Raw genomic sequence first — 19,058 nt, 5'->3', positions numbered from 1 at the left:
TATGTCCGATTTGGTGATGGGTCTTGGGGAGGCGGGCATGAAGATCGGATTTCTCGGGCTGGGGGCGATGGGGCACGCCATGGCGCGGCGGCTGCTGGAAGCCGGGCATGACCTGACGGTCTGGAACCGGACGCAGGCGAAGGCGGACGATCTGGTGGCCAAGGGCGCGCGGCGGGCGACGAGCCCGGCCGATGCCGCCCGTGGGGCGGAGATCGTGCTGTCGATGCTGATCGACGATGACGCGATCCAGGCGGCTGTGTTCGGGCCGGAGGGTGTGGCTTCGGCGCTGGCGCCGGGGGCGATCCATGCCTGTTGCGGGACCATATCGCTGGCGCAGGCGCACCGGCTGCGCGATGGCCATGGGGAACGGGGGCAGGCCTATGCCAGCGCCACCGTGCTGGGTCGGCCGCCGGCGGCCGAGGCCGGGACGTTGTTCGTCGTCGCCGCTGGCGCGGAGGCGGCGGTGACGCGGCTGACGCCGGTGCTGGAGGTGCTGGGGCAGCGGGTTTTCCTGGCCGGCGAAGACCCGGCGAATGCTAATCTGGTCAAGCTGTCGCTGAACTTTTTGATCATGTCCACGATCGAGCAGATGGCGGAGGTCTTCGCGCTGAACGAGAAGGCGGGGATTGATCCGAAGACGGTGTTCGAGATCATGACCGGCAGTTTCTATAATGCGCCGGTGCACAGGAACTATGGGAAGATGATGGTCGATCGGGCCTATGACGATCCGGGCGCGTCGGTGCGGCTGGGGCTGAAGGATACCGAGATGGTGCTGGCCGCCGGCCATGATTTGCAGGTGCCGCTGCCTTACGCCGCGATCGCGCGGGACCGGTTTCTGGCGGCGATGGCAGCGGGGGATGCCGACCGGGATTTCGTGGTGCTGATGGAAAATGCCCGCCGGGATGCGGGGCTGGTGCGCTGATCAGATGCTGCGCCAGATCATGTATGTGGCGACGCAGAAGATGACGCCTGAGAAGAAAACGGTTAGCGCGCCGGTGGTACCGGCCAGGGCCCGGGCCGCGCGCATGCCGCCGAAACTGCCGGCGATGCCGCCGACGATGAACAGCAGGGCCAGGTTCCAGTCGATCAGGCCGGAGGCCATGTAGCTGATGGCGGTGCTGGCGCCGAAGGCGGCGACGGCGACCAGCGAGGTGCCGATGGCGTTGAGGATCGGCATGCCGGTGGAGGCGATCAGCGCCGGCACGATCAGGAACCCGCCGCCGATGCCGAAAAAGCCCGACAGCAGGCCGGTCCCGAGCCCGTAGGACATCACGCGGGGCATGTTGTGGCGGTTGCAGGCGGCGCCCGCGCAGCCGAGATTGCGGCGTCCGCGCAGCATGAGCACGCCGACCACCACCATCAGCAGCGCGAAGCATAGCAGCAGGCGGCGCCCGTCCATCGCCTTGCCGAGCGTGGCGCCGGCCAGGGCGCCGATGACGCCGCAACTGGCGAAGATCGCGGCGCAGCGCCATTTGACGGTGCCGGCGCGCGCATGCTGCGCCACGCCTGCCAGCGCATTGACCGCGACGGCCAGGGCGCTGGTGCCGATGGCGACGTGCGGGTTGGCGACGCCGACGACATAGACCATCAGCGGCACCGCCAGGATCGATCCGCCGCCGCCGATCAGCCCCAGCGTGAAGCCGACCAGGGCACCGGAGAGGAGTTCCAGCGCCAGATGGGTGAGGTCGGCGGGCATGTTCAGGCTTTCGGCGCGATCCGGGGCGCGACCATCAGTTCGTGCCCACGCAGCATGGCGTGCCAGTAGAGCGGGGGCATGATCTTTTCCTTGAGGAACCATGCCAGGCGCGTGGGCTGCGTGCCGCGCAGCAGCCAGAGCGGCAGGGTTGGTTCCAGCCGGCCGCCATAGCCGAATTCGGCCAGCACGATGCGGCCGCGCTCGACGGTCAGCGGGCAGGCGCCATAGCCGTCATAGGCCGCGACGGGGGCCTTGCCGTCCAGCGCCGCCAGGACGTTGACCGCCACGATCGGCGCGTGCTTGCGCACGGCGGCGGCGGTCTTGGCGTTCGACGTGCCGGCGACGTCGCCCAGGGCGAAGACATCGGGGAAGCTGGTATGGCGTAGCGTGGCGGGATCGACGGCCACGAAGCCGTCGGCGCCGGCGAGCGGGCTGGTGCTGACGACGGCCGGCGCGGTCTGGGGCGGCACGGCGTGCAGCATGTCGAAGCCCCGTTCGACGCGCGTGGTGCCGTCGGCGGTCGTGCGTTCGAAAGTGGCGATGCGGCGGTCGCCATCGACCGCGACCAGCTTGGAGCGCAGGGTCAGGTCGATGCCGTAGCGTTCGATATAGGCCATCAGCGCGGGCACGAAGGCGGCCACGCCGAACAAAGCGGGCGTCGCGGTGTCGAACGCGACCGAGATATCCTTCAGCACGCCGCGCCGGCTCCAGGCATCGCAGGCCAGGTACATCGCCTTCTGCGGCGCGCCGGCGCATTTGATCGGCATGGGCGGCTGGGTGAACAGCGCGGTGCCGTGGTTCAGGCCCTGCACCAGTTTCCAGGTATAGGTTGCCAGATCGTAGCGGTAATTGGAGGTCACGCCGTTGCGGCCCAGCGTTTCCGCCAGGCCGGGGATCGCCGCCCAGTCCAGCGTCAGGCCCGTGGCGACCACCAGTATGTCGTAGGACAGGGTGGCGCCGTCATCCAGCGCGACCTCGTGGCGGTCTGGCAGGAAGCCCGTGACCGCCTGGCGCACCCAGGTTGCGCCGGATGGAATCAGGCCCTCTTCAGGGCGCTTCGTCTGTTCGGCCGTGAAGACGCCGCCACCGACCAGGGTCCAGCCCGGCTGGTAGAAATGGGTGGAGGAGGGTTCGACGATGGCGAGGGAGAGGCCGGGCCGGCGGCGCAGGATGCTGGCGGCGGTGGCCAGGCCGGCCGCGCCGCCGCCGGCGATCACGACGTTGAAATGCCGGGCGGGTTTCGGGGTGGTGGCTTTCGGTGCCACCGCTGTCTCGGGCGCGGTCAGGCGCGGTGCCAGCGCGGACAGGTCGATGCCGGCATTCTCTCCCGCCTTGAGGATGGCATCGGCCGGCATTGTGCCGGCCTGCGCCAGCGCCCACAGCCGCGCGGCCCGGCCGCCGCCCTGGCAATAGGACAGGACCGGTCCGGGCATGGTGCCGAGGGCCGAGCGCATGGCGGCCACCGCTGCGTCATCTGGCGTGCTGCCCGAGGGAACCGGGATGGCGACGAAGGCCAGGCCCTGTTCGCGTGCCGCCCGTTCGATCTCTCCGGCCGGGATCTGGCCGGTCTTCTCGCCGTCCGGGCGGGCGCAGACGATGGTCTTGAACCCGTCGGCGGCGGCCTTGCCGACATCGGCGACCGACAATTGCGGAGAGACGGAGAACTGGGGCGTCAGGGAACGGAAAGCCATTGGTGAGGACCTCGGGGGGAAGCGGAAAAGGAAGGGTGGTTCAGAGCGTGTCGATCGGGATCTTGATGTAGCGCGTGCCGTTGGATTCCGGCGCCGGCAGGCGGCCGCCGCGCATGTTGACCTGGACGGAGGGCATGATCAGGTTGGGCAGCGACAGGGTGGCGTCGCGTGCGGTGCGCATGGTGGCGAATGCGTCCTCGGTGACGCCGTCATGCACGTGGACATTGCCCTGGCGCTCGGCGCCGATTGTGGTCTCCCACGCGAAATGGTCGCGGCCGGGGGCCTTGTAGTCGTGACAGAGGAACAGGCGGGTCCTGTCCGGCAGGGAGAGCAGGCGCCGGATGGAGCGGTAGAGCTGGCGGGCGTCGCCGCCGGGGAAATCGGCCCGCGCCGTTCCGTAATCCGGCATGAACAGCGTGTCGCCGATAAAGGCGGCGTCGCCGATGACGAAGGCCATGTCGGCGGGCGTGTGGCCGGGTACATGCAGGGCGATGGCCGGAATGCGCCCGATGGCGAAGCGGTCGCCGTCGTGGAACAGATGGTCGAACTGCGAGCCGTCGCGCGCGAAATCAGTGCCAGCGTTGAAGATCTTGCCGAACACATGCTGGACACGGGTGATGTCGGCGCCGATGCCCAGTTTGCCGCCCAGTTGCTGCTGGAGCCATGGCGCGGCCGACAGATGGTCGGCGTGGGCGTGGGTTTCGAGCTGCCACTGGACGGTCAGCCCCTCGGCCCGGACATAGTCGACGACCCGCTGGGCGGCGTTATGGCTGGTCCGGCCCGAGGCGGCTTCATATTCCAGCACGCTGTCGATGATTGCGGCATCGCGCGTTGCGGGATCATGCACGACATGGCTGGCGGTGAAGGTCTGTTCGTCGAAGAAGGTCCGCACCACCGGGGCCGGAACAAGCCCCTGTTCAACATCTTGGATCTGGGTGGCGGCTGCCGCCAGCACGGGATCGGACATCGGGGTTCTCCTGATAATTAATGAAAATTATTAATTATCTTTTCATTGTTTATTTAATAATTAAACTCTCTTGCGTCAAGCTGCGGATGCGTCTTATGGAACGTAGCCATGACCGATCCTGTTTCTCCGTGCCCTGCCGGTTTGCCGGTCGTTGCTCCCAAGATCGGGGATGTGGCGCCGGATTTCGTTGCGCGGACCACGCAGGGGCCGCTGCGCCTGAGCGAACTGCGGGGGCGGTGGGTGCTGCTGTTTTCGCATCCCGCCGATTTTACGCCGGTCTGTACCAGTGAATTCCTGGCGTTCGCGGCTTCCGCCGATCGGTTCCAGGCGCTGAACTGCGCGTTGCTGGGGCTTTCGGTGGACAGTCTTTCCGCGCATCTGGCGTGGGTCGAGGCGATCCGGGTCCAGTTCGGGGTGACGATCCCTTTTCCGATCATCGAGGACCCTTCGATGGCGATCGCCCGGGCCTATGGCATGCTGGACGTGACGGCGGCGAGCAGCGCCACCGTCCGGGCCGTGCATGCCATCGACCCCGAGGGGGTGATCCGGGCCGTCGTCTGGTATCCGATGTCGGTCGGTCGCTCGGTGGCGGAGTTGCTGCGGCTGGTGGCGGCGTTGCAGACGGTTGCCACGGACAACGTGCTGACGCCCGAGGGGTGGATGCCGGGAGACGACACCGTGCTGCCCGCGCCGCAGACGCAGCAGGACGCGGCGGCGGCCGGGCCGGCCTGGTTCATGCGGACGCGGCGGGACAGCGCCGCGTGAGTGGCCTGACGCCGGAGGAGGCCAGGCAGTTGACCGACCGGCTGAAACTGTTCGCCCAGCCGCAGCGGTTGCAGATCCTGTCGCTGCTGCTCGACGGGCCGCGGGCGGTCAGCGTGCTGGAAAGTGAAACCGGTATCGGCCAGCCTGTCCTGAGCCAGCAACTGGGCGCGCTGCGTCGCGCGGGCACTATCCGTGCGGAGCGGGAATCCCGCGCCATTTTCTATAGTTTCCTGAATGAGGCGGAGGCTGGGCGGGTACGGGCCCTGCTTGGGCTGCTGGGTGGGGCCGTTGTTTCGGAGACCGTTGGGGAAACGGCATGGGCGCGTTCCCGGGGCGGGAAGCGGGAGGAGGCGGGGGCGGTATTCGCCCGTGTCGGAGGCCCGGCGGATCGGGGGCAGGCATAGCCGGTCACGCGATTGTTGATGTCGGGTAGAAGGTGATCATTTCCCGGAGCCCTGCCGTGTGGCCCGAGGGATTGTTTTCCGGCGGTCGTTGACGCATTGCTGGAGGGTTGCCGAAGACGTGGGTGATCTGGTGACGGCGGCGCATCCGGGGAGGGCATGGCTTCATGCGTCGGTGTATCCTGCCGCTTCTGTCGATGGTCTTTCTGATGGCGATGGGTTTTTCGCGCGCCGAGGCGGCGGAGCCGGATCGCTGCATCAGCAGCGCCCTGGTCCTGCCGCTGCTTGGTGGAGCCGGAGATACGCCGATTATTCCGGTGCGTGTCGAAAATCGGGATGCCGCGATGTATCTCAGTACGGCGTTCGACAGAATTTACGTGCGCAATCTGAGAAACTTCAATTTCCATGACGGGCATGGCGACCTTTTTCATGACGAGCGGCATGAGGTCATCGTCCAGGTCAATGGCTACCATAGCGAGGAGGCGCGCCAGATCGTCATCGACGATTTTCAGATCGGCAAGGTGCAGGCCGGTCCGGTCAATGCGATCCAGCTATTCAGCGAAGGGGCGCAATCGGTCGATGGGCGGCCGCTCGTGGGGGTTCTGGGGGTGGTGGCCTTTACCAATCTTCAGGTTCTTCTGGACATTCCGCATCGCCAGGTGGCGTTTCTGACGATGAGCGACAGCGCGGATTGTCACGATGCGGCGCGGGACCTGATGGGTAAAAACGCCCATGCGGTGGAGGTGAGTGAGGATTTCCAGATTCCGGTTACCATCGACGGCAAGACGCGATGGGTTCGTCCCAACCCGGATCTGAGTTCCACCGTCCTGCCGGGTGCCTGGGGTGACCTGCCGGAACTCTCGCCCTCCGCGGTCGGAAAGGGGGAGTTGACCGTCACCCATTACGACACCTTCACGACGACCGGACGGCGCCTGTCGCTGGCCGATTTCAGGATGGATGGCGTTCGGCTCTCGGACGGTCCGGTTGCCGTCCAGCGCGATATCCAGTGGGCCATGCTCGGGCTGCCGTTCTTCGAAAACAGGGTCGTACTTTTCGATTATCCGCATCATCGTTTCTATTTCGCGCCCTCCGAAACCGTGTCTCGGCCCGCCGGGCATGACCTGCATTTCGAGGCTACGATCGGGGGCGTTGTGTCCATTCGCGAACGGCGAGGGAAAAGCCGGCAGGACGGATAGGGGGAGATCGGGAGCCTGTCCGTATTTCGCGGCAGGCTATGAGGCTGGCCGTTCGGTAGTGGCCCCTCCCGCGCCGGGTCTGCGTCGGGAGGGGTGGCCTTGTCTATCCGGCCGGGTCGCGTTTGTCCTCCGTTTTGGTCTGGAAGTCGCTGGCGTCGTGGCGTTCGCGGAGTTGGCTTGAGGGTTCGCCGTTCATGCGGTTGACCATGCGGCCGCGCTGGACGGCGGGGCGCTCCAGCAGGCGGTCGGCCCAGGCCTGGAGATGTTTGTAGTCCTGCACGCTCAGGAACGCGGCGGCGCCGTAGAGCCAGCCTTTGACGAGTCCGCCATACCAGGGGAAGATCGCCATGTCGGCGATGCTGTAGGTGTCGCCGGCGATATAGGGGCTTTCCGCCAGCCGGCGGTCCAGCACGTCCATCTGGCGTTTGGCTTCCATTGCGAAGCGGTCGATCGCGTATTCGATCTTCCGCGGCGCGTAGGCATAGAAATGGCCGAAGCCGCCGCCGAGATAGGGGGCGCTGCCGACCTGCCAGAACAGCCAGTTGAGGCATTCGGTGCGTCCGGCGATGTCCTTCGGCAGGAAGGCGCCGAATTTTTCGGCCAGATAGAGCAGGATGGAGCCGGATTCGAAGATGCGGACGGCTTCCGGCCCGCTATGGTCGACCATCGCGGGGATCTTGGAGTTGGGATTGACGGCGACGAAGCCGCTGCCGAACTGGTCGCCCGCGCCGATATTGATCAGCCATGCATCATACTCGGCCCCCGCATGGCCGGCTGCCAGCAGTTCCTCCAGCATGATCGTCACCTTTACGCCATTGGGCGTGCCCAGCGAATAAAGCTGGAGCGGATGGCGGCCGATGGGCAGGGCCTTGTCGTGGGTCGGCCCGGCGATCGGGCGGTTGATGCTGGCGAACTGGCCGTTGCCCGACCTGTTCCATGTCCAGACTTTCGGTGGGGTGTAGTCGGTGGGGTCGGTCATCGTGGCTCTCCGCTATCAGGGGCTGTCGCAACAAGATAGGACTGGATGGGAACGGAAGCGAGGCGCGCGCTGCGTTGCCATGTGGCCGGAGGAGCGGGCTGGACCTGGGGGCGGATAGTCCGGAATATGGACCGGCATCAAGGCTTGACCTGCAATGCGGGCTGGTGAGCGGGCGCCCCTTGGGGGGAGCGGATCGCGGTCAGTGGGCATTTTGGACCAGTTTCCAGGAGACAGACGATGATTTTGCCCGTTACGCATCTTGCCGCGTTTTCGCTGGTCGCGCTGGGCATGGCGCTGACGCCTGGCCCGAACATGATCTACCTGATTTCCCGATCCATCTGCCAGGGACCGCGCGCGGGGCTGGTTTCGCTGGGCGGAGTGGCGCTTGGATTTGTCTTCTACATGCTGTGCGCGGCATTCGGGATCACCGCGCTGGTGATGGCCGTGCCGTATGCCTATGATGCGCTGCGGCTGGGTGGAGCGGCCTACCTGCTCTATCTGGCGTGGCAGGCGATCCGGCCTGGGGGGCGGTCGCCGTTCCAGGTTCGGGCGCTCGCGGCCGATGGCAATCGCAAGCTGTTCTTCATGGGCTTCATGACCAACCTGCTGAATCCCAAGATCGCCGTGATGTATCTGTCGCTGTTGCCCCAGTTTACCGTGCCCGGCAGGTCCATGCTGGCCCAGATCCTGATTCTGGGAACCATGCAGATTTTCATCAGTGTGCTGGTGAATGCTGCCATTGCGCTTTCCGCTGGCAGAATGGCGAAATTTATTGAATCCAATCCGCGTTTTGCCATGGCGCAGCGCTGGATCATGGCGACCGTTCTGGGTGGTCTGGCGGCGCGGATGCTGGCCGAGCAGCGGGGAGCGTGAGCCCGGCTGGAGATCGGGCGTGCCTTAGATCGGACGTCTGGGATGGGGTTCTTTATCCGGACCGTCGGCGTCAAACGGGCGACGATAAAGATCGGCCTGGCCGATATCGTCTACGACATGCGCCGCGTTCTCTTTCTTGAAAGAACCAGCGTCGCCGCATGGCGGATCATGACATCCCGAAAGCCTCTCCGTGAAAAAACAGAAGAGGTATAGTATAAAAAGTAGTCCGTCGAACAAAATATCCATAAATAATAATGTAGAAAAAATAGACGGTCCTTCAATCTATTCACGTCTCCGGATCGTTGTTATTGTTGCCGGTCCTTTGCCATAAGGATGGCCGGCGGAAGCCGACCGACAGCCTCCATATGGAATGAAAATGTAACAAAGAGTTACGATTTGGTGAAATGAAAATATCGAAAAAAAATACCATCGTGCTATCTGTGCCATATTTAGGTGAATAAAGGATAGATTATAAATAAAAAGTGGAAGAAAATAAGATATGAATAGCGATTTATTAGATTTATATGACGTTCAATGCCTGAAATATAACGATTTTGTCATTATGAATTCGTGTCGACGTGGGTTCTTTCAATCGTGAAATTTTTGATTTATCGTCGTGGATATGGGAAAAAATTTCTGTAGGATATTATGAGAAAGCCCACGTTAGTCTTCAATATTGCCGTTGGAGCCTCGACTGCCCTTCTGGCGCTAACTGATATTTGCGAGCCTGCCCTGGCGAAGTCGGTTTCGGGTAATGAGAGTTTTTCTCTCGCGCCGGGAGCATCGCTGGTTGTTGACGACGACAAGGGTCTGTCGATCAAGAACCCTGTCAATGTGTCCGTCGATATCGGCGCGGGGGCGGTATTGAGTGCGTCTGACGATGGTATCCACGGGGGTGATGCCACCAGCGGCACGGTCTCCATTACCAACAGCGGTACGATCGAAAGTACTGCGGGTGGGCAGGGGATCGACCTGAACGATTTTGTCGGTCCCGACAATACGAGCACCATTACCAATAATGCGGGCGGGGTCATTCGAGCGGACGACGCCGATGGTATCCGTCCGGGTGCGAATGCCACGGTGGTCAATGCGGGTACTATTTATGCCGATAGCGTGGTGGCAGACGACAGCCATGACGGCGTTGACTTCCAGGACGCGCCCACCGGCACCGTCATCAACGAGGCTGGCGGTCTGATTTCCGGCCAGCGCCATGGCATCACGACTGATGGCTATGTGGATGTCTATAATGCCGCGGGGGGTACGATTATCGGCCGCAACGGTTCGGGCGTCGGGTCTGACGGAACCGGCAAGGTCGTCAATTATGGTACCATTATTGGCGCATATGACGGATCTGGAACCGGTGACGGGGATGGAATCGATATCGACAACCACGCTGTCGTTGACAATTACGGACTTATCCAAGCCACAGGGGCAGCCGGCGTGGGTTCGGATGGTGGCGAGAACGAATCCGAGGGTGTGGCCCTGACTAACGGTATCAGCCTGACAAACGAGAAAGGCGGATTGATCACGTCTGTGCAGATTGGCGCCACGCTGACGGGCATGGAACAGCAGCCCATGACGGTCACGAATTATGGCACCATCTTTGGCGCGGTGCAGGGCGTACGCATTGCGGGGAATTTGACGTTCTATAATTATGGCACGATTTCCAGTGACCAGGTGGCGTTTGTGAATAATCCCTCCGCCACTGGTATGGTGCAGGATTTGGAGAATTACGGCACCATACAGGGGGAAAACGCAGCTTTTGTCCTTCAGCCGTCGACCAACACGGTACTGGGACTTCATGACGGGTCGCTCATCGTGGGCGATATCGTGTCGCATGGGGCGCTCGAAGTCCGCAATGAAGACGATTATACCCTCGACAATATCCTGTCCGGTTCGGGTTCCCTGACGAAATCCGGAGGGGGGGTGCTGACTTACAATGGCAACGGCGCAGGTTACGACGGGCAGACGCAGGTCGTGGCCGGGGCATTGGCGGTCGACGGGTCGCTGGCATCCTCTGCTATCACAGTTGGATCCGGTGCGATGCTGGAGGGCAGCGGTGCGGTCGGTGGCGTCGTGGTCGAGCAGGGTGCGACCCTTCAGGGGGGCGAAGGTGGCGCGGGCACGCTGACGGTGAATGGCGACCTGCAACAGCAGGCGGGATCGACCCTGCTTGCCAATGGCGGTCTTGTGTCGGTTGCCGGCCATGCGACGATCGGCCAGGGCGCGCAACTGGCGGTATCGGAGGCCATGGTGAGCGACCTGCGTGATTCTGCGGGATATCGCGTCCTCAGTGCCACGCAGGGCGTCAGCGGGACTTATACGCTGCTGGGCGATACGCAGGTTTCTGCGTTTGATTCCGTTGTCGATGCGTATGATGCCAATGACGTTTATCTGCGCGCCGAACAGACCCGTGCCCTGACCACGGCGGCCGTGACGCGCAACGAACTGGGGGCGGCAGGCGCGTTGGATGCAATGGGGGGAGCGGGCGTGAGCCGGGCTGTCGGTCTTGTCGGCACTGATGCGCAGGGGCGGCAGGCGTTCAATGCGACATCGGGGGAAATCCATGCTTCCGCCCGGACTGAGCTGATCCAGGACAGTTTTTACCTGAGGAACGCCGCGATCGACCGCCTGCGCGGGGCGGCGTGCGATCCGGGGGCGGGACCGCAATCGACCGCGACGCTGCGGGGGCGCCGCACCGATGGCACGTGCCGGCAGCAGGGTGCCGCGATGTGGGGCGAAGCCTATGGCGGATGGGGCCATAATGCGGGCGACGGCAACGCGGCGGGCATGCATCATAGCGTCGGTGGCTTTATCCTTGGCGCGGATGCCCCGGTATTCGGCACGTGGCGGGTCGGCGGGCTGGTCAGTTATGGGCATTCGGCTTTTGACGTGGGTGCGCGCGATTCGTCAGGCCACAGCAACACCGTGTCGGTGGGCGGATATGCGGGAACGCACTGGGGGCGGCTGTCGCTGCGGCTCGGGGCGACCTATTCGTGGGATATGCTGGGCATGAACCGGCGGGTGGCGTTTGCGGGATATTCCGCGCGAGAGAACAGCGCTTACATGGGCGGCACGGCGCAGGGTTTTGGTGACCTTGGGTACCGTTTCGACGTCGGTGCCGTGGCGCTGGAGCCGTTCGCCAATGTTGCTTACGTTAACCTGCATACGGACGGGTTCCATGAACATGGCGGCACCGCCGCGCTGGTGGGGCGTGCGACGGATACCGGTACGACCTATTCCACCTTCGGTCTGCGGATGTCATCGCGCCTGCGCGCGGGGGCGGTCACGCTGGTGCCCAATGCCAGCTTCGCCTATCGCCACGCGTTTGGGGAACTGACGCCCACCACGCGGGAATATTTCGCCCAGAGCGGTGGAGCGGCATTCGATGTCGCGGGCGTGCCCCTGTCGGAAAATGCGGCGGTGCTGGATGCGGGACTGAAGGCGGTGATGAGTGACCGCATGGATGTCGGCGTGTCCTATATCGGCCAGTATGGCGAACGTTCCATCGACAGCGGCATCCGTGGGAAATTCCGGCTCAAATTCTGATCTTTTCTCTTCCGGGCTTCCAATTTCTGAGCTTCGGAGCGTGTCTGGAGAAAGGAAGCACTGAGGGGACAACCCCTCAGTGCTTGCCTGACACATGAATGCCGGAAGCGACCCGGTGCGTGTTTCCGGTGCTTCGGTAAAGCATCATCGTGGACGTGAAAGCCAAAATCGCGCCACGACAATGATCAGCCACCTAAAGACCGGTGACCGCGACCGGCTGGAGCGAGTTCGTTCTGGCTGTAAAGCGCGAAGGACGGGACATTATTGTGATGGTTCGGAATTTGACCGAACAGTATTCAGATCAGGTCTGGAGGGAAGCACCTCTGCTACTCCCTGATCTGGCCTTAATTTTCAAGAAGGGTGGCTCCCGAAGTAGGACTCGAACCTACGACCCAGCGATTAACAGTCGCTTGCTCTACCAACTGAGCTATTCGGGATCAGCGCCGGGGCACCGTATAGCGGAGGTTCGGGACGGAGGTAAACCCCCTGATGCGTTTTTTTTTGACGGCTAGGAGAGGAGGCCCCAACCATGCGAAGAAGCCTCGTGCGCGATGATCTGCACCGCGCCGGACATGGGCTGAAGGAGGCCTGAGACGGGGATGGATCAGAAGGCCGGTCATCCATGCGTGGCCTGACGCGGCGGCGCCTGCTGCTTGGCGCGGGCGGCGTGACAGCAGGCGTGGCGGTTGTGGGCGCCGTGGTGGTGCATCATCAGCGCCCCCGGCCGGTGGTGATGCACAAGCTCGTGCCCGACGGGCGGGCGCGGCGGCTGGTCCTGTCCTGGCCGTCGTCGAATCGCCTGCTGTTTCATATCGCGCAGGCGCGGTTTTTCGGCACGTATAATCTGGACGTGGCCCTTGTGGACGGTGCGCGGACCGGTCGCACGACCATCGCGGATGTGGTGGAAGGACGGGCCGTTGGCGCTGCCGCGCCGATTCTGACCTGGCTGGACCGTTACCGTCTTGGCCCGATTCCGGTCCATCTCGTCAGCGGCCTGCAATCGGGGGGCTTCCGCCTGCTGGTGCGGCGTGGGGTCAAGGGCTCGCGGCTGGATAATGTCGCGGGAATGCGAATCGCGGTGACGGACCAGGACATGGCCGACCGGCTGTTCTTCTCGGTCATGATGCGGCGCAAGGGCATCAATCCGGACGATGCGGTGCATTGGGTGACCCTGGCGCCGACACAAATCGAAGAGGCCGCGCGGGCCGGTGAGATCGACGCCGTGGCGGCGCATGACCCGCAGGCATGGCTATGGCTTCACGCGCCGGATACGCTGTTCTTCGAACTGGAGAACAGCACGAGCGGCCATTACGGCCAACGGACCAATCTGGCCCTCGGCCTCTCCGACGCCCTGCTGCGGTCCGACCCGGTGGGGGCGGCGACGTTGGTGATGGCTCTGCGGGCGGCTTCGGACTGGATCCGCCTGCATCCCGACGAGGCCGCCGGCCTGATGGCCGAGGCGACGGATGGCATGGATGCCGCCCAGATCCTGGCGATGCTGCGGCATGAGAGCCTGGGTGTCAGCCCCGTGGGGCATGACCTGCGGGTGCAGGTGTCGCAATATGTCGACGAGATGAAGCTGCTGGATCGCGTGCCCGATGCGGTCGGTTCGGCGGCTTATGCGCGGCGGCTCTGCGTCAATGTGTTGGAGGCCGATGAATCCGGCGCGTTTCTGATCCCGGATGCCGGGCCGGCCTGACGCCGGCCCGGCGCTGGATTTCAATCGTAGAATTCGGGCGCCTGCCGGAAGCGGGCCCAGGCCTCGGGATCGTGGCCGGTGACGATGCGGGCGTCGGTTCGTTCGGCCAGTACGCGCAGTTTCTGCACCGAGCGCACGCTGTCGATCGTCGAGGTGAGGAAGCCGGGCAGGGAGCGTTCCTCCCAGTGGTCGAGCGTGTAGGCGGCGTCGATCGTCAGCAGGGTGGCCCCGGTTCCGGGCAGCCGGACCAGGAATGACATATGCCCAGGCGCGTGGCCGGGCGTGAAGACCGTGGTCAGCACGCCGTCGCCATACAGGTCGTACTGGTCGTCCGCGATGCCGTTCAGGAACTGCCATTTCAGTCCCGGGCGGTCGAAATCGCGGCGGATGTAGCCACCCGCCGCGAACCAGTCGGGCGTGTAGGCATACTCATGTTCCGCCCGCTGGACGATGTGGGTGGCGTTCGGGAAACGGCCGATCGCCCCGGTATGGTCCAGATGCAGGTGCGATTGCAGGACGTAGCGCACGTCCTCGGGCCGGATGCCCAGGCGGGCGAGCTGGGCGACGCATCCGTCTTCCTCGGTCATCATGGGCCAGTAGACGTCGCAGATCCCGCCCCAGCAGCCGCGCGGATCGGTCGCGACCTCGACGGCGTTGCCGCCGTCGATGATCGTGTGGCCCTTGGGATGGGTGATCAGGAAGAAGGGGACCGGGATTTCATAGTCCGCGCCGTTCCCTTCGTTCATCTTGATGTTGTGCAGCTTGCATTTCAGGGATCCGCTCTGAAACATGTAAAGCCGGATATCGCTCATGGCGGTGCTTCTTCATGGCTTGGGCCGTATTCCGGCCTCGTGGTTTCGACTGGATCGCGCGGGGACGTTCAGAAGGCTTCGCGATACAGGGCCAGGGCGTCCTCTTCAGTGATTTCGACCGGGTTGTTGACCAGGAGCCGGGTCTGTTTCATGGCGTCGCGGGCCAGCATGGCCAGGCTGTTGTCGGTCACCTTGACGTCGCGCAGCCGGCGGGGGGCGCCGCTTTCGTCCATCAGATGCATCATATGCGTGACGAAGGCGGCCGCGCGGGCGTGGATGTCACCTTCGCCCGGCGCACCCACGACATCGGCCAGTTCGGCATAGAGCGGGGCGGCGATTCGGGCGTTGTGGCGCAGCACCGGACCCAGCATCAGGGCGTTGGTCAGGCCGTGGGGCAGGTGGTAATGGCCGCCCAGCGGATAGGCCAGCGCATGGACGGCGGCGACCGGTGCGTTGGCGAAGGCCTGGCCGGCGAACAGGGCGCCCAGCAGCATCTTCTCGCGCGCCGCGTGGTTATGGCCGTCGCGGCATGCGGGCAGCAGGTTGGCGGACAGCAGGCGCAGCGCCTCGCGCGCCAGCATGTCCGAGATCGGGTTCTTCTTGAATTTCGAGGTATAGGACTCAATCGCGTGGACCATGGCGTCGATGCCGGTTGCCGCCGTATGGATCTGCGGCAGGCCGACCGTCAGCGCCGCATCGAGCAGCACGAAATCGCCGTAGAGCTGGCGCGAGACGACGCCCATCTTGGTGGTCTCGCCCGTGGTGATGATCGAGATGTTGGTGACTTCGGACCCCGTGCCGGCGGTGGTCGGGACCAGCGCCAGGGGCAGGCGCGTGCCGGTGACGTTGCCGACGCCGTACATCGTGGACAGGTCCTGCGTCGACCCCGCCGTGACGGCGATGAGCTTGGCGATGTCGAGTGACGAGCCGCCGCCCAGCCCGATGACGATATCCACGCCGCGTGCCCGGGCGGCGGTCGTGCAGTCCAGAACCACGCTTTCCGGCGGGTCGGCGACGACTGCATCGAAGATCGTGACCTGAAAGCCGGCCTGTTCCAGCGAGGCCCGCACCGGGTCGATCAGTCCGGCGCGGACCAGTCCGGCATCGGTGACCAGCAGGGCCGAGCGGGCATCGAACTGCCCGGCCAGCTTCTCGCCCAGCCGGTGGGCGCCGCCCCATTCCACATGGATATGGGGAACCGTGGTGAAGCCGAAGGGAGTGAAGGTCATATCGTTATTCTCTTTTGGTCTTGTTTTTTGAACGATCCTGCTCCGATGCTGGGTTTTTTCAGCCGATGGCGGAGCAGAGATATTTGATTTCCAGATATTCCTCGATGCCGTGGCGCGAGCCCTCGCGGCCGAGGCCGGACTGCTTGATGCCGCCGAAGGGCGCGACCTCGTTGGAGATCAGGCCGGTATTGTGGCCGACCATGCCGTATTCCAGGGCTTCGGCGACGCGCCAGACCCGGCGGACATTCTCGGTGTAGAAATAGGCCGCCAGACCGAACACGGTATCGTTGGCCATGGCGATGACCTCTTCCTCGGTCTCGAAGCGGAACAGGGGGGCGACGGGGCCGAAGGTTTCCTCGCGGGCGACCTTCATCTTCTGGGTCACGCCGGTCAGGATCGTCGGTTCGTAGAAATTGCCGCCGAGCGCGGGCTGCTTGCCGCCCGTCACCAATGTCGCGCCCTGGGCCAGCGCGTCGGCGACGTGGGATTCGACCTTCCTGACCGCGGCTTCGTCGATCAGCGGGCCGACGGTCACGCCGGGTTCGGTGCCCAGGCCGAGTTTCATCTTCCGCACCGCCTCCGCCAGGCGGGCCGCGAAGGCGTCATAGATGCCGGACTGGATGTAGAGCCGGTTGGCGCAGACGCAGGTCTGGCCGGCATTGCGGTATTTCGAGGCCAGGGCGCCTTCGATCGCCGCGTCGAGGTCGGCGTCGTCGAAGACGATGAAGGGGGCGTTGCCACCCAGTTCCAGGCTGAGTTTCTTGATGGTGGGGGCGGACTGGGCCATCAGGATGCGCCCGACCTCGGTGGAGCCGGTGAAGGACAGCTTGCGCACCACGTCCGACCCGGTCAGCACGCCGCCGATGGCGCGGGCGTCGCCGGTGATGACCTGCAAGACGCCGGCCGGCACGCCCGCCCGCTCGGCCAGCACGGCCAGGGCCAGCGCGGTCAACGGCGTCTGTTCGGCGGGCTTGACGATCATGGTGCAGCCGGCGGCCAGCGCGGGGGCGGCCTTGCGGGTGATCATGGCGGCGGGGAAGTTCCACGGCGTGATCGCGGCGCAGACGCCGACCGGCTGCTTGATGACCAGCAGCCGCTTGTCGGCGGTGGGGGCGGGGATGGTCTCGCCGTAGGTGCGCTTGGCTTCCTCGGCGAACCATTCGAGGAACGAGGCGGCGTAGATGACCTCGCCTTTCGCCTCGGCCAGGGGTTTGCCCTGTTCGGCCGTCATCAGCGCCGCCAGGTCGTCGGCATTGGCGATCACCAGTTCGAACCAGCGGCGCATGATGGCGCCGCGATCCTTCGCGGTGCGGGCCGACCAGGCGGGCAGCGCACGGGCGGCCGACGCGATCGCTGTCTCGGCCTCGGCCGCGCCCAGATCGGGCACCAGGCCGACGACGTGGCCGGTTGCCGGGTCGGTCACGGGGGATGTGCGGCCGGGGGCGGCTGTCCATTTGCCGTCGATCAGGCAGTCCGACCGCAGCAGGGTCGGGTCTTTCAGCGTTACCATTGCCGTCTCCACCATTGCCGTCTCCTTGGTCGTTCAGTATATTGAACGAGTGGTCATTATGATGAACTGTGGGAGCATCGCGCTTCTCCGGTCAAGATGGGAGAAGGCGGTGCAGGCTCACGATCAGATCAGGTCCGCCGGGGCCCATGTGCCGGCGCTGCGTCGGGCGGTGGCGATTCTCGACCATATTTCGGCCTCTTCCGACGCGCCGACGCTCTCGGGACTGGCGCGCGCGCTGGGGTTGCCCAAGAGCACGGCGCATGGGCTGGTGCAGGCGATGGAGGAACTGGGGCTGCTGGTGCGGGCCGCCGATGGCAGCCTGCGGACGGGGCCGCATCCCCTGCGCTGGGCGGGCGATTTCCTGGCCCGGACCGATCTGGTTTCGGTCTTTCGGCAGGCCATCGCCGAATCGCGGCGATTCGAACGCTTCACCGTGACGATGACGGTGCTGGACGGCGGCGAGGTGGTTTATATCGCCTGTTCGGATGCCAACCGTCCGCTGGACGTGGCCTTTCGGATCGGCATGCGTCTGCCCGCCCCTTTTACCGCGACGGGCAAGGCCCTGCTGGCGGCCCGGCCCGAGCGGGACGTGGATGCGCTGTTCGCGCCGGGGTTTCCACCACCGCTGACGCGCTACAGCGTGGCCTCGCTGCCCGATCTGCGGCGGGAACTGGCCGAGACGCGGGAGCGGGGCTTTTCGATCGACGACGGGCAGATCCGCGAGGGGTTGTTCTGCCTGGGGGCGACGGTCGGCGACCATACCGGCCATGCGGTGGCGGCGCTGGCGCTGTCGCTTACGCGCAGCGAGGCGACGCCGGACATGATCGGGACGCTGGGGCGCAGCCTGGTCGAGGCCGCCGCCGACCTGTCGCGCCGGCTGGGGGGCGGTGGCTGACCGGCCCTGCTGGTTTTATGCCGCCACGCGGCGTTTGCGGGCCGGGGTTCCTTTCGGGGCGGCCTTCGTGCTGCTTTTCGTCGTGCGCTTCGCACACGCTGCGGCCGGGGCGTCGTGGCGGAAGATCGCGAGGATCTGTGTCGCGATCTCGGCGCGGGACATGCGGCCCTCGTGGTACCAGGTATCCGCCGTGTTGAGCAGGCGCAGCAGCAGGATGCGATAGATCTGGCGGTCCATCTCCGGCGGCAGGGGCAGGGCGTCGACGATGTCGCGGAAGATGGTTTCGAACTCGTCGCGCTTCTTGACGAGGACGGCTTTCACCTCCTCGGGCACCGAGCGGAAATTGTTCATGATGGGCAGGGTGAGGGATTCGGCATTGAGCTGGATTTCCAGCATCTCGCTGCACGCCGCCTCCAGCCTTGCCCATGGCGCGGTGTGCGGGGCCATGGCGGCGCGCACCCGCCGCGCCGCCGCATCCAGCGCCCGGTCGTGGATTTCGATGAACAGGGCCTCTTTCGAGCGGATGTGGTAGTATAGCGATCCGCCCATCATGCCGGCCCGCTCGGCGATCTCGCGGATCGAGGTCGCCTTGTAGCCATATTCGGCGAACAGCTTGGCCGCGATTTCCAGGATTTCCTGTCGGCGTTCCGGGTTCGGGACGGTGTCGGCCGCCGAGGGGGCCTGTGCGCGGCCGCGCCGGGCCGGGCGCCCCGGGGGATCGTCATGCGTCCTGTTCGGACCGGTGGTTTTCTGCCTCGCGCTCACGCCGCCCTGTACTCCTGATATCCGAGTCCCG

16 protein-coding genes, 1 tRNA gene and 1 pseudogene are annotated in these 19,058 nt (G+C 64.8%); 9 read left to right on the top strand and 9 right to left on the bottom strand.

Going from position 1 to position 19,058, the window contains the following annotated elements; all coding sequences use genetic code 11:
* Positions 1 to 37 precede the first annotated feature (37 nt).
* Positions 38 to 922: an NAD(P)-dependent oxidoreductase gene (locus ACMAUO_RS13570; protein WP_420357516.1), complete on the top strand. Its 885-nt coding sequence runs from the start codon at positions 38 to 40 to the stop codon at positions 920 to 922.
* Here the strand turns inward: ACMAUO_RS13570 and ACMAUO_RS13565 are convergent, their stop codons facing one another.
* The 3 genes from ACMAUO_RS13565 to ACMAUO_RS13555 are packed head-to-tail and all read right to left on the bottom strand — an operon-like array spanning position 923 to position 4,354.
* Positions 923 to 1,696, bottom strand: a complete 774-nt coding sequence (locus ACMAUO_RS13565; protein WP_420357515.1) for a sulfite exporter TauE/SafE family protein — start codon at positions 1,694 to 1,696, stop codon at positions 923 to 925.
* 2 nt (positions 1,697 to 1,698) lie between these two features.
* Positions 1,699 to 3,387, bottom strand: a complete 1,689-nt coding sequence (locus ACMAUO_RS13560; protein ID WP_420357514.1) for a bifunctional protein tyrosine phosphatase family protein/NAD(P)/FAD-dependent oxidoreductase — start codon at positions 3,385 to 3,387, stop codon at positions 1,699 to 1,701.
* A gap of 40 nt (positions 3,388 to 3,427) precedes the next feature.
* Positions 3,428 to 4,354 (bottom strand): MBL fold metallo-hydrolase, encoded by a 927-nt coding sequence (locus ACMAUO_RS13555; protein ID WP_420357513.1) that lies wholly within the window; start codon positions 4,352 to 4,354, stop codon positions 3,428 to 3,430.
* A gap of 108 nt (positions 4,355 to 4,462) precedes the next feature.
* Between ACMAUO_RS13555 and ACMAUO_RS13550 the strand changes: the two genes are divergently transcribed.
* From ACMAUO_RS13550 to ACMAUO_RS13540, 3 genes are all read left to right on the top strand, one after another.
* Entirely contained in the window at positions 4,463 to 5,119 is a 657-nt protein-coding gene (locus tag ACMAUO_RS13550) for a peroxiredoxin (protein ID WP_420357512.1), read from the top strand.
* A complete protein-coding gene (locus tag ACMAUO_RS13545) occupies positions 5,116 to 5,523 on the top strand; it encodes an ArsR/SmtB family transcription factor (RefSeq protein ID WP_420357511.1) in 408 nt (135 codons plus the stop codon). Before ACMAUO_RS13550 ends, ACMAUO_RS13545 begins: the two co-directional genes overlap by 4 nt.
* Before the next feature lie 164 nt (positions 5,524 to 5,687).
* A complete protein-coding gene (locus tag ACMAUO_RS13540; protein WP_420357510.1) occupies positions 5,688 to 6,716 on the top strand; it encodes a hypothetical protein in 1,029 nt (342 codons plus the stop codon).
* A gap of 103 nt (positions 6,717 to 6,819) precedes the next feature.
* Here ACMAUO_RS13540 and yghU read toward each other — a convergent pair whose 3' ends face one another.
* Positions 6,820 to 7,695: a glutathione-dependent disulfide-bond oxidoreductase gene (yghU, locus tag ACMAUO_RS13535; RefSeq protein WP_420357509.1), complete on the bottom strand. Its 876-nt coding sequence runs from the start codon at positions 7,693 to 7,695 to the stop codon at positions 6,820 to 6,822.
* 237 nt (positions 7,696 to 7,932) lie between these two features.
* Here yghU and ACMAUO_RS13530 point away from each other — a divergent pair, with 237 nt between their 5' ends.
* The 3 genes and pseudogenes from ACMAUO_RS13530 (at position 7,933) to ACMAUO_RS13520 (ending at position 12,117) form a co-directional block, all read left to right on the top strand.
* The gene (locus ACMAUO_RS13530; protein ID WP_420357508.1) at positions 7,933 to 8,568 is read left to right on the top strand and encodes a LysE family translocator; all 636 of its coding nucleotides are present in this window, start codon (positions 7,933 to 7,935) and stop codon (positions 8,566 to 8,568) included.
* Between the two features lie 27 nt (positions 8,569 to 8,595).
* Positions 8,596 to 8,781: pseudogene (locus ACMAUO_RS13525) on the top strand (hypothetical protein); the annotation flags it as partial.
* A gap of 435 nt (positions 8,782 to 9,216) precedes the next feature.
* Positions 9,217 to 12,117 (top strand): autotransporter outer membrane beta-barrel domain-containing protein, encoded by a 2,901-nt coding sequence (locus ACMAUO_RS13520; protein WP_420357507.1) that lies wholly within the window; start codon positions 9,217 to 9,219, stop codon positions 12,115 to 12,117.
* 361 nt (positions 12,118 to 12,478) lie between these two features.
* On the opposite strand, the gene ACMAUO_RS13515 is transcribed toward ACMAUO_RS13520, so the two are convergent.
* Positions 12,479 to 12,554, bottom strand: a tRNA-Asn gene (locus ACMAUO_RS13515).
* Between the two features lie 185 nt (positions 12,555 to 12,739).
* Here ACMAUO_RS13515 and ACMAUO_RS13510 point away from each other — a divergent pair.
* The gene (locus ACMAUO_RS13510; protein ID WP_420357506.1) at positions 12,740 to 13,816 is read left to right on the top strand and encodes an ABC transporter substrate-binding protein; all 1,077 of its coding nucleotides are present in this window, start codon (positions 12,740 to 12,742) and stop codon (positions 13,814 to 13,816) included.
* A gap of 20 nt (positions 13,817 to 13,836) precedes the next feature.
* On the opposite strand, the gene attM is transcribed toward ACMAUO_RS13510, so the two are convergent.
* The 3 genes from attM to ACMAUO_RS13495 form a co-directional block, all read right to left on the bottom strand.
* Positions 13,837 to 14,628 (bottom strand): AttM family quorum-quenching N-acyl homoserine lactonase, encoded by a 792-nt coding sequence (attM, locus tag ACMAUO_RS13505; RefSeq protein WP_420357505.1) that lies wholly within the window; start codon positions 14,626 to 14,628, stop codon positions 13,837 to 13,839.
* A gap of 68 nt (positions 14,629 to 14,696) precedes the next feature.
* Positions 14,697 to 15,857, bottom strand: a complete 1,161-nt coding sequence (locus tag ACMAUO_RS13500; protein WP_420357504.1) for an iron-containing alcohol dehydrogenase — start codon at positions 15,855 to 15,857, stop codon at positions 14,697 to 14,699.
* A 58-nt stretch (positions 15,858 to 15,915) separates the two neighbouring features.
* A complete protein-coding gene (locus ACMAUO_RS13495) occupies positions 15,916 to 17,382 on the bottom strand; it encodes an NAD-dependent succinate-semialdehyde dehydrogenase (protein WP_420357503.1) in 1,467 nt (488 codons plus the stop codon).
* A 94-nt stretch (positions 17,383 to 17,476) separates the two neighbouring features.
* On the opposite strand from ACMAUO_RS13495, the gene ACMAUO_RS13490 reads away from it, so the two are divergent.
* Positions 17,477 to 18,262, top strand: a complete 786-nt coding sequence (locus ACMAUO_RS13490; RefSeq protein ID WP_420357502.1) for an IclR family transcriptional regulator — start codon at positions 17,477 to 17,479, stop codon at positions 18,260 to 18,262.
* A gap of 15 nt (positions 18,263 to 18,277) precedes the next feature.
* Here ACMAUO_RS13490 and ACMAUO_RS13485 read toward each other — a convergent pair whose 3' ends face one another.
* Complete coding sequence (locus ACMAUO_RS13485) at positions 18,278 to 19,027, bottom strand: TetR/AcrR family transcriptional regulator (RefSeq protein ID WP_420357501.1); 750 nt, start codon at positions 19,025 to 19,027, stop codon at positions 18,278 to 18,280.
* Positions 19,028 to 19,058: the final 31 nt, after the last annotated feature.

Origin of the sequence: Gluconacetobacter brunescens, assembly GCF_048695475.1 — a bacterium.
Taxonomy (GTDB): domain Bacteria; phylum Pseudomonadota; class Alphaproteobacteria; order Acetobacterales; family Acetobacteraceae; genus Gluconacetobacter.
This window is presented reverse-complemented; position numbering and strand designations above follow the sequence as displayed.